This is a genomic window from Aeromonas sp. YN13HZO-058 (assembly GCF_001921245.1).
GTDB classification, from domain to species: Bacteria; Pseudomonadota; Gammaproteobacteria; order Enterobacterales; family Aeromonadaceae; genus Aeromonas; species Aeromonas allosaccharophila.
Genome location: NZ_MQSY01000022.1, coordinates 139,351 through 154,059, shown reverse-complemented (window position 1 = coordinate 154,059; position 14,709 = coordinate 139,351). Strand labels below are relative to the sequence as shown.

Genomic DNA, 14,709 nt, shown 5'->3' with positions numbered 1-14,709 from the left:
GGTGACTCATGCTGAACCTTATCCCTGATGCCAAGTGGGACTCATGATCTCACATCAGGGACTTGTTCGCACCTTCCCTAGTGGTGTGCTGTTCGAGAATCTCATCCAGCTCTAAAGATGAGATGGATCTTCTCCAGCGAGGGTGAGCCTTAAAGTCCTCTATAACGCAGTGTTGCAAGCATAAATGTGGGACTTCGACCCACCCGCCTGAGTCAACGGAGGTATGTACCTTGGCTTGAAAAATGACTCTGACCATCGTGAAACATCCAGATGCAAAAACTGGGAGACTTGATGATATGAGGTTAGTTCATGAATGACAAACAAGTTAACTGCGGAATGGCTTTTTGCTAGAATGGTCGAATAAAACTAGGGGGATTCTAGGCGAGCTCTTGTTTGTCGAGCGAGCGACAACCACGCTACCAAGAGTGCAAACACTGCTCCTGTCATCAAAGATGAGATGGCTCGAAATCATAGGTCTACCTACTGTAATATACTGTCAGTACATCAGATCTACAGATGCACAGTATATGTTGGCAGTGTACAGTGCCCACACAACAAGGAGATGTTGATGCAAAGCCCTGTAGTACCGGATAACGAACCGCTTCGCTTAGACGCATTGCGCCGTTTAGCGATACTTGATAGCCCCGCAGAGGAGCGTTTTGACCGGATTACCAGGATGGCTCGCAACATGTTTGATGTGCCCATCGCATTGGTTTCATTGGTGGATGAAAACAGACAGTGGTTCAAGTCATGTTGTGGGTTGCCGGTATTGGAGACACCGCGAGACATTTCTTTTTGTGGTCATGCAATTCTCGGTGAAGAACTGTTTGTAGTTGAAGACGCGGCCCAAGATCCACGATTTTCTGACAACCCCTTAGTCACGGGGGAACCACACATTCGCTTCTATGCAGGCCATCCACTAGAAGTTGGGAACGGTTTGAAGCTGGGTACATTGTGCATCATAGACTCTAAACCCAGGTGTTTTAGCCCACGAGACCAAGCGCTGTTAGCTGATTTGGCATCCATGGTTGAGAGTGAGTTACAAGCCGTTCAGAGAGCAACCATAGATGAATTGACGGGGATAACTAACCGTAGAGGATTCATGCTGCTCGCCGAAAAAAGTTTGAAATATGCATTTCGTGTAAAACACCCAGCGGCCTTACTTTTTTTAGATCTAAATCACTTCAAACTAATTAACGATAAGTTTGGTCATGACATTGGCGATGACGCGTTGCGACATGTGGCCGAGTTGTTATGCCGAGTATTCCGCGATGCTGATATATTCGCTCGCCTTGGTGGGGATGAATTCGTTGTCCTTTTACCTGGCACTGGTAGTGAACATTGTCAGAGAATTAAAGAGCGGCTGAATCATGCAATAGATGACTTCAATAGTCATAGTGGTAAGCCATACCAGTTGTCATGCTCCTTAGGAATTGTGATTTACGATGCTAGTATGCCGCCTAATTTAGATCAACTACTGCGGCACGCAGATGAAGAGATGTATTCATGCAAAGTGAAACGATAAATAGCTGTCGCCAAAAATACAACTATCTGAGCATTTCTTAGAGAAATCATTATTATACTGGTAAAGAAGTAATTGACCGTATGAAACAAGATACCCTAATCATGGGGATCTTGTTTATTTTATTCAGTGTCTGTGTATAATTTTAATTACTTGTCTATGAATATGCATTGATGGCTTGCTACTCGAATTCCTATACATTAGCTTTCAGCAGAGCAAACCATTTTGGAAGAAACACTATTTAAGTGGCGCGAGCCCATATCTCGTGAGAAATGTCACCAACAGTATTTTAATTTCATTTAGCATGGCGAATTTTTTAACGTGAGCTATATTAAAAGTGGGATGTGTCAATGTGGGGTATGTATGTTTTCACAATACAACATAAGAAACATATTGTTAATTTTCCTTGCGACACTTTCTTCATGCGCTATTGCTGTTGATACCAAAATTGTTCTAGTTAGTTCAGAGGACACTTATCATTCAAAGTATGGGTGCTGGTTATATAATATTTATAGCGAGGCATTTTCTAGATTGGGATATAAATTTCTATATCAGGGCGTTCCTGGTGGAAGAGCACCGATCCTCGCGGAGAATGGCAGTGTTGATGGTGAAATTCATCGGGCATTTGAATACCAACAGCAAACAACCAACTTGATCAGAGTGAATGAATCACATTTCAACGTGACTATTGAAGCTTATGTGTATGACAATAAATCAAAATATAATTCTTGGCATAGCCTAGATAAGGAAGGATTAAGAGTTGAATTCAGGCGAGGCTCAAAACGCGCCGAAGACGCACTTTCCAAGCTTATTACCTCCCCCCTGCCGACAGAGGTAAACACAACTGAGCAGGGATTGAAAAAACTGATAAAAGGACGCGTTGATGTATTTGTGGAGCAGACTCTGGTATTTGATAGGAGCAAGCAAGCATTGCTTGCGGAATCGACCGAGTATAATAAAATATATTCCGCAGGAATTGTTGATACCTTGGCAGGCTATGCGTATCTTAATAAAAAACACTCAAGGCTAGCGAAAGATTTGGCCTTAATGCTAAAAAAAATGAAAACCGAGGGTAGAGTAGAACAACTGCAAGAGCAGTTTTGCTATTATGATTAATTTAAAATCCAGTTCGTGCCACGGTGCTTTACAAGCGTCTGGGGTGCTCGATGATATCCTCGCCTTCATAGAACAACACGAATGAGTTTCGATCGCCCCCCTAGTGATGGTCTCATTAGAAAACCAAATGTGTGTATTTTCGCATACCCGCGCTAAAAATTTGTCATCCGTAATCCAGCATTCTATTTAGTTATATCCAAATGAGTGTCATAATAGCATCGCTTCGGACACAACGTAAAAGGCCGCAAGGATGCAACCGTTCTCTGAAACCAGTGATCCCCACTTTCTTCGCTTAGATGCATTGCGCCGTCTCCAAGTGCTTGACTCCCCAACAGATGAACGTTTCATTCGTATAACAAGAATGGCTCGCAACATGTTTGATGTGCCTATTGCCCTGATCTCATTCGAAGACAATGAACACGAGTGGGCCAAGCCTTGTTATGGCCTAAACATCCATGAACCTCTTCCTAATATCTCTTTTTGTAAAAATGGATTTCTCAAAGAACGCATGCTTGTTATTGAGGATGCAACCAAAGATCCTCTTTATTATAATAATCCAATGGTTCAAGGGGAGCCATACATCCGATTCTATGCTGGTCATTCATTAGTAATAACTGATGGATTGCATATCGGTTCGTTGTGCCTTATAGACCGTAAGGCTAGGTTTTTTGGTGACAAGGATAGAGCTTTATTTACCGACTTGGCATTAACAGTTGAAAGCGAGTTACGTGCAGTTCAAATGGCGACAATAGATGAGTTGACGGGGATAACCAACAGGCGAGGTTTTATTCTTCTGGCTGAGAGGTACTTGCAACATGCATACAGAACGAAAAGGGGCCTTTCATTATTGTTTATAGATTTGAATCATTTCAAATCTATAAACGATCGATTTGGTCATGATGTTGGAGATGATGCATTGTGCCAAGCCGCCAGCTTGATCAACTTGATTTTTAGAAATGCTGATATCTGTGCTCGATTAGGTGGTGATGAATACGTGGTTTTACTCCCAGAAACAAACATTAACTATATTGAATCAATCAATAATCGAATAAATCAGATCTTTGATGAGTTCAATAAGCATAGCGGTAAGGTATATAACCTTTCTTGTTCTATAGGCTATGTGGAATATGATGCAACTACACCACCAGATCTAAACTTGTTACTCCGTTTGGCGGATGAGGCCATGTATCGTTGCAAGCAGAATTTATAAATCATATGCACCCTATGGGCATATGATTTAAGAGAGTCGTTAACTAGTATGGCAATAATCTGCAACAATAAAAATATCAAGTTAATTTTTATTTATGTACATTTTTAAATTATAGTTACTTAATAGTTCGGTTATGTGCCCATACAGTAACTGCAACTCTAGACTTTAATTTTAGTTTTCTTAGAATGTTTCTCACATGTATTTTTACCGTCCCATGAGATATAAATAATAATTTTGAAATGACTTTGTTTGAGTGACCTTCAGCAAGAAGTTTTACTACATCAATTTCTCTATGGCTTAATGATTCAATAATGCCAACATTACTATCTGATAATGAAATTGACATTACTTTATTGTTTGACTGAGGACTTTCAATTGATGTATCAGCACATATGCTCTTAATGAAGCCAATTAAATCAAGCGGTTCAATATTTTTTGAAAGATATCCATTGGCTCCGAACCTAAACGCTTCTACAACATCAATTTCCAAATCTGACTCGGTGAAGATAACGACCTTGCTTTTTATTTTCTTTGCTCTGATTCTCTTCAGCGTTTCTAATCCATTAAGCACTGGCATTTGAAGGTCAAGCAATATTAAATCTGGTTCATATTCTACTGCCAGATCTAATCCTTCTTTACCATTGCCAGCCTCTGCAATCACCTTCATAAGGTGATCTGTTGAGAGTGTAGCTTTGACTCCTGCCCGCAATATAGCGTGGTCATCTACAAGCAATACTTTTAATGCTTGCATTTCTTCGATTGAAACTTTGTTATCCATAACTACATTCTCAATACCATGCTAGCGTCACATTACACCATACGTGCATAAAAAACACTATAAATCAACACGTTAACCAATATGCAGGATGCAACTCTATAATGGCCCATAGCTATGTATCTTTATCATTTTAACCCCAGTCGTTTGGCTAGACGATGTAAGTTACCACAATCAATGTCTAAGGCTCGTGCTGTTGCAGCCCAATTATCATTATGATCTGCTAGTACCTTTTTAATTAACGCAGACTGAAATGCATCAGTTGATGCTCTCAAACCCATTTGGTTACTAGCGAAGTCATCCATATTTTGGGTAGGACTTATGCCAGATTGAGGCATTGGTGGTATAGCTATACTGAAATGATGGGTTGCAAGCGTCAGAACCGGACTTCGTTGCTCTGCTCTAGCCAATACGGCACCACGATGAATGGCATGCTCCAGTTCGCGCACATTACCAGGCCAGTCATAGCCCTTCAAAAGATGCAGTGCTTGAGGTTGGATCCGCAGTTGCTCTAACCCCATACTCACTCGACAGCACTCGCAAAAGTAACCAGCCAGCAAGGAGATATCATCCTCTCTGTCTCTCAAGGCTGGTACATGTATAGGGAAAACACTCAGGCGATGATAGAGGTCTGCTCGAAACTCGCCATCGATGACCACTTTCTTCAAGTCTCGATTCGTTGCAGCAAGCACACGTACATTGACTTTTAGTGGAGTGTCATCACCAATCCGCTGCAAGTCTCCATATTGAATGACACGTAGCAATTTTGCCTGCAATGATAAGGATAATTCACCAATTTCATCCAGGAACAACGTGCCCTTATCCGCTAGTTCAAACTTACCCGCACGGTTATGAATAGCGCCTGTAAACGCGCCCTTCACATGTCCAAATAGTTCACTCTCTGCTACGGATTCCGGTAGAGCTGCGCAATTGAGATATACCAATTTGCGATCTGCACGTGGCGAGCCAAGATGTACAGCTTTTGCTATTAACTCCTTACCTACACCCGTTTCGCCCAAAATTAGGACGTTTAAATCAGTGTTAGCAACTATATCTACCTCATGCTTTAGCTGCTGCATCGCCTGAGAATGCCCGATTATCTCGAACCTATCTGCACCTGTTGGTGTTGAAGGTATTAATGGCTCACTGCTCTGGCGAGCTAAACGCTCTAGTAGTAATGAGTTACTTAACGCCGCTGCCGCTAGCGCACCAATTAAACGCAACTCTTCATCGCTAATGTCATCAAACTGGGCAGGATTCATTCCATCTATGGTCAATGCACCAATCAAGACTTGATCGGAGAACAGAGGCAAACCAACACAAGCATGCACCTTAAATTCTGCATGATCAGGGATCAAGCCATCATAGGGGTCTGGCAAGCTACTATCTGCCGGAAAGCGTACTACGTCACCAGCACGGGCAATTGCCTCCATGCGTGGGTGCTCCTTGATGGCGAAACGGCGTCCTAATACGTCCTGCATTAAACCATCGATGGCGAGCGGGATGAACTGGCCTCCTTCGTACCGTAGCAAGGCTGACGCATCTGAGTTCAGTAGGCTGCGAATACTCTGGATAAGGCGGTGGAATCTGTCTTGATGTGAAATCCCCAGCTGTATGTCTATAGCAATACGAGCCAAGCTGTCTGTCGAAATCATCGTTAGTGTCCAAATGACATTAATATTGTCATTTAAACAATATCAAAACCATGTCATTTTAACAAACAAATAAATTAAATCATCTAAAAACAATATGTTATTAGTTGGCACGTTAGCTGCAATAGTTGATATCAAGAAATACCAACTATTACATACTGAGGAATTGCCAGATGACCATTCACGTCAAAAACAACATTCACTGGGTCGGCCAACGGGATTGGGAAGTTCGAGATTTTCACGGTACTGAGTACAAGACAACCAAGGGGACTAGCTACAACAGCTATCTCATTCGCGAAGGAAAGAACGTACTGATTGATACCGTCGATCATAAGTTCAGCCGAGAGTTCGTTCAAAACCTGGCAGCAGAGATCGACCTTAACCTTATCGATTATGTGGTGATCAACCATGCTGAGGAAGATCACGCAGGGGCACTGACCGAATTGATGGCTCGTATCCCAGGCACTCCGATTTACTGCACTCACAACGCCATCGACTCAATCACGGGACACCATCATCATCCTGAATGGAACTTCCATCCAGTCAAAACAGGCGACAGTCTCGACATCGGTAATGGCAAGCAGCTGGTGTTCATTGAAACACCTATGCTGCACTGGCCCGATAGCATGATGACCTACATGACCGAGGATGCAGTGCTGTTTTCTAACGATGCCTTCGGCCAACACTACTGTGATGAGCATCTGTTCAATGACGAAGTAGATCAAATCGAATTGATGGAGCAGTGCCAACGGTACTACGCAAATATCCTCACCCCATTCAGCCCACTTGTGACAGCTAAAATCAAAGAGGTGCTTGGATTCAACCTGCCAGTAAGCATGGTGGCAACCTCCCACGGTATTGTCTGGCGTGAGGATCCGACCCAAATTATTCTCAAGTATCTGGAGTGGGCTGACCACTACCAAGAAGATCGTATCACCCTGTTCTATGATTCCATGTCAAACAACACCCGTATGATGGCCGATGCCATTGCACAGGGTATTCACGAAGTTGACCCTGGCGTCGCGGTCAAGATCTACAACGTAGCCCGCCACGATAAGAACGAGATCCTGACACAAGTGTTCCGCTCTAAGGGAATACTCGTGGGCTCATCCACAATGAACAACGTCATGATGCCTAAGGTGGCAGGCATGCTGGAGGAGATCACTGGCCTGCGCTTTAGAAACAAGCGCGCTTCTGCATTCGGCAGTTACGGTTGGACTGGTGGTGCAGTAGATCGTATCCAGACCCGGCTGATGGATGCAGGCTTTGATATCAGCATCTCTCTGAAAGCCAAATGGCGGCCAGATGGTTCTGCACTGGCAGAATGCCGCGAGCACGGACGCCAGCTCGCACGTCAATGGGCGTTACATCCGATTGAGATGCCTCTCCTAGAAAAAGCAGCCCATCAAGAAACATCAACTGTTGATATCTCCCCTGTAGAGGAGACCACCCAGTCAGTTGTAGCCGGAGTAGACGATGATCAAGCAATGCTCTGCACTGTCTGCCTGTGGGTTTATGACCCCGCCTTAGGCGAGCCGGATCAATTGGTTGCGGCTGGCACTCCCTGGAGCCTTGTACCGGAGAGTTTCCTTTGCCCTGGCTGCGGCATCGGCAAGGAGGTATTCGAACCATGCGCAGTGGAGGCATGTGTATGAGCGCCTTAAATGAGCGTGATGTTGGTTCCTGCCAGGATATAGTCATCATCGGCAGCGGCTTTGCCGCTCAGCAGTTGGTAAAAAGCTTGCGCAAATTGGATGGAGAAAGACCGATCCGCCTTATTACCGCTGACAATGGCAATGAGTATAACAAACCAGACTTGAGTCATGTGGTCAGCCGTGGCTACACAGCCAACGCAATGACAAAGTTGACGGGGGCTCAATTCGCTGAACAACAACGTATTATTCTGTCACCAAATACGGTTGTGCATAGCATTAGTCCGACTAAACAAATTGTACACACAGATCATAGTGATTTTTCATATGGCCAGCTAGTGCTGGCAACGGGAGCCAGTTCTATACGGCCTTCCATACCAAACTCAGATCAAATGGTTACCCTCAATAGCCAAAATGATTATGCCAATGCCGAACAATTAATTAAGAATGCAAAACGCATTATGGTACTCGGAGCAGGTTTGATCGGCTGTGAGTTGGCTATGGATATGGTGGGTCAAGGCCGAATTGTGACGCTTGTAGATCTGGCGGACAGCCCCCTAAGTACATTAATGCCAGCCGCATTGAGTCAACCGTTACTGCAAGCCTTACGGGGGCAGGGGGTTGACCTAAAACTTGGTCTAGGTATCAAGTCGATACAAAGAGAAGATGCCAACGAATCCTTTACGATAGAGCTCACTGACAGCAGTTTCAGTGAACAGGATCTTGTCATTTCAGCTATAGGTCTACAACCGAATCTATCCTTAGCGATGAATGCAGGACTGGCTGTTAAACGCGGAATTGTAGTAGATGATTACCTGAGAACATCGAGTGAGCACATTTATGCTCTTGGTGATTGCGTTGAGTGGAAAGGTGAATTGCGACCCTTTTTGCAGCCAATTGTTCTCGGTGCCAATGCATTATCTAAAACTCTGATTGGTAAGCCAACACCACTAACGCTTCCTCCAATGCTAGTGAAGGTAAAAACACTTCAATATCCTTTGCAGTTAGCTGGTAGAACCAAAGGTGCAGACCTTTCATGGCAGTTTAAGTGGAATAAAAATGGAATGGTCGCAGAAGCTCGCAGCGAGGATGGTGAAATGTGCGGCTTTGTCGTAGGTGGAGACCAAATGGGCGCTGCATTCCCACTTTTACGCCTTCTTTCTAGATGAATAATTGCTGGCTGAGCATATGCTCAGCCTTACTTAATTTCATAGGTTATTAAGGATAAAACATGTCGCTACTGCATAGTATACCCGCTCATTGGGTTGTTCGCCGTTCAACCCCATTTTTTACAAATGAAAACGTACCACAGGCTCTATTAACCCATCACAATACAGCTGCTGGCGTATTCGGTCAGTTATGTGTAATGGAAGGGACGGTAACATATTACGGTTTTGCTGATGAAACAGCAGAGACACCTGAAATTACGCTTGTAATCCGAGCCGGAGAGTTTGCAACCAGCCCACCTCAGTATTGGCACAGGGTTGAACTGTCTGAAGATGCTAGATTCAATATCCATTTTTGGGCTGAAAACGTAAGCTCAGACACCCCACTCATTAAGACAAGAGAATAAATTACAATCTTGTCATCGCCACAAACTAGGCCAACTGCCCATCCAGATCAAAATGAATAACTGTAATGTTGTTTATGATTGGCTGTTTTTGCGATGGGAGTTGGCTAGATGAGTGGGATTGAAACCATAACCATGCTGAGTGGCTTGGTGTATCTGTTGTTGTTCCAGTGGCATGAGCGTTCAGGTTGGTCTTGGCAGCTGTTCCTGATGCTAACCGCCGCTGTATGGTTGACGGTAGCAGCCAAGCCACCACTAAGTAGTTTAATCGTGCTTGCTGTCACTATTGTCATGCTTTATAGATATAAATTAATATCCGCATTTTATGATTCAAGAGATCAACAACTTCGTAGTTTAGTTAGATATTTCTTAGTTACATCGTGGGGATTTGTAACAATACAGTATGGTGTTTATATTTTTCAACTCCACCAGGGTGACCTACCTTGGCTGTCTAGACCTGATATCGTAGATGGCTTTCTACCTATAGCGGGCGGTCTTGGCTTGCGGGCGTTGTTGAGTTTGGGCATTACTGATTACCACCATCCAGCTGCAACAATCACAGTCTTGGTTATTTCCTTATCTGGACTCATTTTAGGTCGTGCCTTCTGCTCATGGTTTTGCCCTCTTGGGGTTGTCGGTGAATGGCTGCATCATTTTCGAAATTTTCTGCTACCAGGTGAGTGGGCTCCGCCAAAATGGTTAGACCTACTGCTCAAATCTCAGAAATTTCTAGTTCTATCATTTCTGATGTTCATAGTTATTCTTGCTGTTCCAAATGTTGCACTGCCAGGGTACTTGATGAGCCAGTATCACCAAGCTGCTGACATGAAAATGGGAGCCTTCTTTTTCAACTTGAACTTTATATCAGGTATTTTTGTTGTTTGGGTATTAAGTATCACGATGTTTTTCAAGCAAGGCTTCTGTAGATACCTATGCCCTTATGGTGGATGGCTTTCCTTGCTGGGGCTTCTGACACCATTGCGTATTCGCAGGTCTTCCAGCAGCTGTTTACGAAGCAAGGGATACGATTGTGATAAATGCAGTAGAGCATGTCCATCAAGGATACAGGTTCATGAACTTATATCTGTCAGAAATATTGAGTGTACAAACTGTTTAACTTGTATCTCTGCATGCCCAAAACAAGCTAATGCGATTCATTTTGGTACTGCGAATAAAAAGGTTTCAGCAAAGAAACTGCTTGCAATGTTGTGTGTTTTACTTCTCTTAATGCCATTGCTAGCTCATGTGATTTTCGATTTTTGGACAAGCAAAACACCATTAGAACAACGCCGCTACCTATTGGATATTCTGTCGAGTCTTTCACATTAGAGTTGATGTCTTATCTCACAAAAGCATAAATAATCAACATTGATGAAATAAGGTGTATCCAGGTTAGGTTGCGATAGTTGGTATATGAACTTAGATAGCGTTAGGGTATATGTATTCAATGGATAGAATCACTATATACCTAACGCATATCATGATTAGGTAAGTTACGCCACATATAGTTCTCGTTAATATATGCTGGATTTGATTTCAGTTTTGATAGTGCTTCATTGATATCAGATATGACTTTATCACCCCACTCGGTTTTCGGTGCGGCAACATAAGTTGATATTTCTTTTTGCTGTCCAGCTATCGGAAGAACTTTGAACTTCCCTAGATAAGCCTTTTTATTTAAATCAGATACTGTTGATGAGCCATACCCAAACTTACTTTCTGTGTAATAGATAATTTCCTCTGGGTATGCAATGGTAAAACCATTTACATCTTTTAATAGCATATCCAGGACATTACCCATCGGAGCATTGAGCGAGTAGTTAACTCTCTTATTTGTTTTATCTTTAATTGCGAGGTCAAATTTACTTCCATAAGAACGAGACGCTATGAAATAGCCAAGTTTATCCTTCGATTGAATCAACCGAAGCAAATCAACACCGTCTCCATCAATTATATACTGCTTATAAGTGTTAAGCTCACTGGATGGTATGATTACATGTGGTGCAGTTGATAGTGTTTTATGAAAAGTAGAAAATGTTTGATACTTCTCTCTTTCAGGCGTTTTTAGCATGTTGCCACAGACAACTTTTTTCCCTTGCTGCATCATCCGTTGAATTCTGGCAATATTCGCCCATATTATTACATGGTTATACTGAGGTAATTCAGCTCTTATCATTGCGTCAGTAACATCAACCACACCTCTACCTGAATAGCTGCCATCTTTTATATAAAGTGGAGGAATGTCATACTGAGCCCAATGTATGGTCTCTTTTGCAGTTACATCGACAGATATAATAAAAGAGATGAGTATTAGAAGAATCCTTTTCATGGCAATTTCACCTCTCTATTATATTGATATAAACCATAGTGCGGCGATTAGTCAGCAACACTAACATCTTCACAAGAAAATATTGACATACGTATGCGCTTTTGTAAACCTACTAATAACGCAGAAATTTCTGGTTTTCTGTATCGTCAAGGATGGTGCTGAACGTTGATACGCCGAACTCTCCCGCTTGTCGCCATACACGGCAGCATGAGGCTTGATTGTTGCTGTCCCATAGAGCCCATAGAGCCCATAGAGCCCATAGAGCTTGTACGCTATGTGGCGTGCTCTTGAGATCAAGTGCTGTCAGTCAATGGTTAGATAAAAAATGGTTTTCAGGTGAGAACCACACCTACACAATCAGTATTTGAAAATCATGGAATTTTGATATATGAACTATATTTTCGCCTTAAATCATCAATATCTTTTTTTGCTTTCCTTTCTTTTTCCTCTAGTGCTTTTATCTCATTTGATTTTTCTTTCAACAACTGCTCAAACATTACTTTAGCCTACTCTCTTGATTTAATATCCACGATGTTTGCCAAGTCTTTAGATCTTTCTGTTAGAGCATCTTCTCGTTCTTGTAATGAGATGAGGCTATCATTTAGATTTTTCTGTATTAGATCTAAGGAAGATGAACGCCTGCATATTTCGGCTTCACCAGCATCAAGTTGAGCCTCTTTGGCTTTAATTGTTCTATTTATATCATCAACCTGTAAATAAAACTCAGCCTTAAGTTCATCTAAATTAAGAAGGTCGCTTAGTAAAGCTTGCTTTTTATCAATTTCATCTTGTATATGATAGAGACGGTCTTTCAATTCCATTTCAAAGATTCTGTATTGGTCTTCCAATAGGATTATCTTTTCCTGCGCCTCTAAAATGGACGACTCTTTTTCTTTCCTGATTACCCATGACCCTCAGCCAGCTTCAAGAGCCGATATGGCATCGGAGGGCTTGCCACGACTGCATGCCCCAATTCAACCAACATGCTCTTGAGGTCAAAACGATGATTAAACCGGAAGCAGTATTCCGCAAGATGCCTTGGTAAATGCTTCGCTCCGAGCGTATGGCAACTGCCCCGCAGCGAGTTTTTCACATTTCCTATCATCGTGTTTACCCAGTTGAATGCCGGATGATCCAGCCAGTCCAGGTTGCCCCCGGTGACAACACCCAGGTGCTCACAATTGGCCTCCTTGACCGCTTTGAAACAGGCCAATCCATCGGATATCACCGCGCTACCACTGGCAATATGCCGTTTTGCCCAATCAGCAACGGACTTGGTTTTGAAACCATCGACCACCGTCATCCGCATCTTGATTGGATGTCCTTCCTTGTTCAGGGCCACTGCTGCCACAAACGGCGTCTTGCCTGCCGCGCCCCGACCCCGTTTGCCACCACGGCGCTCGCCACCCCAGTAGACATCATCGAGCTGAATGATGCCGCTGATGGGCTGCTTGTCATCGGACTCTTTCATGGCTTGCAGCAGCTTGTGCTTGAGCATCCAGGCGGTGTCATATTTGACGCCCAACTGGCGCTTTAGCTCCATCGCTGACAAGCCTGTTTTGGTTTGTGACAACAGGTGCATTGCCAGAAACCACTTGGTCAGTGGGAGCTTGGTGTTTGCGAAAATCGTGTTTCCAGTCAATGACATCTGGTGACGGCAGTGATTGCATTGCCACACACGTGGCCGCCTTCTCAGGCGACAACAGGTCTTGTTGGCACATTCAGGGCAGACAAAGCCGTTAGGAAAACGCCAAGTGAACAGCGCGTTTTCGCACTGAGCCTCAGTGCCATAGTCCTTGAGAAACTCAAACAGGCTGTAGCCTTTCTGGAATTGGATTTTGCTTTTGGCCATGATCTCGCACCTCGATAACTGTACGTAAGATCAGTATAGTTCGTGGTAACTGACTGCTAATCATGGGTAATCAGGTAGAACATTATTCTGAAGCGATTGATGATTCCGCTCAGAAAAAATGTCCGTTTTTGGCTACAAAAGGCTCCATGCGAAGAGTAATCAATGCATCCATACCAAAAAATTCAGCCCGGCAAGGGTGGTCTGCCGGGCTGTGGGTGACTGACGAGCGGATAACTCACGTCAACAAGCGATTAGCCATCCCATCCAGCCGCGCTTTGGTCTTTTCCCAACCGGGCATCACCTGACCCATCAGCCGGTAAAAGTGCTCGCTGTGGTTGTGCTCGGCAATATGGCAGAGCTCGTGCAGGATCACGTAATCGATACACTCGCGGGGCGCTTTGACAAGATGCGGGTTAAGCGTGATCCGGCCATTGGGGGAACAACTGCCCCACTGGGTCTGCATGGTCAGGATGCGCAGGGGCGGACGCTCGGTGACCCAGATGGCCTGATCGAGCATGGCATTGAGTCGTCTGGCAAACACCTCCCTGGCACGAGCCTTGTACCAGTCAGCGAGCAGTGCCTGGACTTTCTCGGCTCTCTTTGCGCTATCAGTGACTAGGCTCCTGACCGATACCTCCAGCTTGCCACGCAACATCTTGACCCCCTGCACCGAATCAGGGGCTTTGATCACCTTGAGCAGGTACTGTTTGCCGAGGTAATAGTGGCTCTCACCGCTGATGTACTGGCGTGGGGTGACGTGCTCCAACTGCTGGCGAAAGTCGCGTAACTGTTCGTAGATCCAGCGTCCGCGCTGCTTTACCGCTGCGAGAACCGCATCATCAGCCGTCTCACGCGGGGCCGAGACCACGACGCGGCAATCGGGATGCACCTTGATAAGCACCTTGCCGCTAGCCTGTCTCCGTTGCACCCGCTCGAAGGCGATCCGCTCATCGCCGTAGCGAAAGCTAAAGGATGGAGCTGGAGCCTGGGGCTGAGCATCGCCCTTGACCCGAATAGGCACATTCATCTGA

The 14,709-nt window shown here is 44.2% G+C and carries 14 protein-coding genes; 7 read left to right on the top strand and 7 right to left on the bottom strand.

Annotated elements, in window-relative coordinates; genetic code table 11:
• Positions 1-568: 568 nt before the first annotated feature.
• The 3 genes from BSP75_RS05015 to BSP75_RS05005 all read left to right on the top strand — a co-directional run bounded on the left by BSP75_RS05015 (position 569) and on the right by BSP75_RS05005 (position 3,848).
• A complete protein-coding gene (locus tag BSP75_RS05015; protein WP_075112425.1) occupies positions 569-1,525 on the top strand; it encodes a sensor domain-containing diguanylate cyclase in 957 nt (318 codons plus the stop codon).
• A gap of 360 nt (positions 1,526-1,885) precedes the next feature.
• Positions 1,886-2,638, top strand: a complete 753-nt coding sequence (locus BSP75_RS05010) for a transporter substrate-binding domain-containing protein (RefSeq protein ID WP_075112424.1) — start codon at positions 1,886-1,888, stop codon at positions 2,636-2,638.
• Between the two features lie 250 nt (positions 2,639-2,888).
• A complete protein-coding gene (locus BSP75_RS05005; RefSeq protein WP_075112423.1) occupies positions 2,889-3,848 on the top strand; it encodes a sensor domain-containing diguanylate cyclase in 960 nt (319 codons plus the stop codon).
• Positions 3,849-3,963: 115 nt separating this feature from the next.
• On the opposite strand, the gene BSP75_RS05000 is transcribed toward BSP75_RS05005, so the two are convergent.
• Positions 3,964-4,626 carry a response regulator gene (locus BSP75_RS05000; protein WP_075112422.1) on the bottom strand — a complete coding sequence of 221 codons (663 nt, stop codon included), beginning with the start codon at positions 4,624-4,626 and terminating at the stop codon, positions 3,964-3,966.
• 125 nt (positions 4,627-4,751) lie between these two features.
• Positions 4,752-6,278, bottom strand: coding sequence for a nitric oxide reductase transcriptional regulator NorR (norR, locus tag BSP75_RS04995; RefSeq protein WP_005344807.1), 1,527 nt, complete (start codon positions 6,276-6,278; stop codon positions 4,752-4,754).
• 170 nt (positions 6,279-6,448) lie between these two features.
• On the opposite strand from norR, the gene norV reads away from it, so the two are divergent.
• The 4 genes from norV to BSP75_RS04975 all read left to right on the top strand — a co-directional run bounded on the left by norV (position 6,449) and on the right by BSP75_RS04975 (position 10,826).
• Positions 6,449-7,930: an anaerobic nitric oxide reductase flavorubredoxin gene (gene norV / locus BSP75_RS04990; protein ID WP_075112421.1), complete on the top strand. Its 1,482-nt coding sequence runs from the start codon at positions 6,449-6,451 to the stop codon at positions 7,928-7,930.
• Positions 7,927-9,096, top strand: coding sequence for an NADH:flavorubredoxin reductase NorW (gene norW, locus BSP75_RS04985; RefSeq protein WP_041234222.1), 1,170 nt, complete (start codon positions 7,927-7,929; stop codon positions 9,094-9,096). The genes norV and norW overlap by 4 nt, the downstream gene beginning before the upstream one ends.
• A gap of 62 nt (positions 9,097-9,158) precedes the next feature.
• Positions 9,159-9,500 carry a DUF1971 domain-containing protein gene (locus BSP75_RS04980; protein ID WP_075112420.1) on the top strand — a complete coding sequence of 114 codons (342 nt, stop codon included), beginning with the start codon at positions 9,159-9,161 and terminating at the stop codon, positions 9,498-9,500.
• 108 nt (positions 9,501-9,608) lie between these two features.
• A complete protein-coding gene (locus BSP75_RS04975; RefSeq protein WP_005344804.1) occupies positions 9,609-10,826 on the top strand; it encodes a 4Fe-4S binding protein in 1,218 nt (405 codons plus the stop codon).
• A 139-nt stretch (positions 10,827-10,965) separates the two neighbouring features.
• Here the strand turns inward: BSP75_RS04975 and BSP75_RS04970 are convergent, their stop codons facing one another.
• From BSP75_RS04970 to BSP75_RS04955, 5 genes are all read right to left on the bottom strand, one after another.
• A complete protein-coding gene (locus tag BSP75_RS04970; protein ID WP_005344803.1) occupies positions 10,966-11,826 on the bottom strand; it encodes a TIGR02285 family protein in 861 nt (286 codons plus the stop codon).
• A gap of 371 nt (positions 11,827-12,197) precedes the next feature.
• Positions 12,198-12,323: a hypothetical protein gene (locus BSP75_RS22080; RefSeq protein WP_265324674.1), complete on the bottom strand. Its 126-nt coding sequence runs from the start codon at positions 12,321-12,323 to the stop codon at positions 12,198-12,200.
• 9 nt (positions 12,324-12,332) lie between these two features.
• Positions 12,333-12,647 carry a hypothetical protein gene (locus tag BSP75_RS04965; RefSeq protein WP_148140617.1) on the bottom strand — a complete coding sequence of 105 codons (315 nt, stop codon included), beginning with the start codon at positions 12,645-12,647 and terminating at the stop codon, positions 12,333-12,335.
• Positions 12,648-12,727: 80 nt separating this feature from the next.
• Positions 12,728-13,678, bottom strand: a complete 951-nt coding sequence (locus BSP75_RS04960) for an IS1595-like element ISKpn3 family transposase (RefSeq protein WP_005342491.1) — start codon at positions 13,676-13,678, stop codon at positions 12,728-12,730.
• Between the two features lie 235 nt (positions 13,679-13,913).
• Positions 13,914-14,705 carry a SprT family zinc-dependent metalloprotease gene (locus BSP75_RS04955; RefSeq protein ID WP_043850671.1) on the bottom strand — a complete coding sequence of 264 codons (792 nt, stop codon included), beginning with the start codon at positions 14,703-14,705 and terminating at the stop codon, positions 13,914-13,916.
• Positions 14,706-14,709 lie beyond the last annotated feature (4 nt).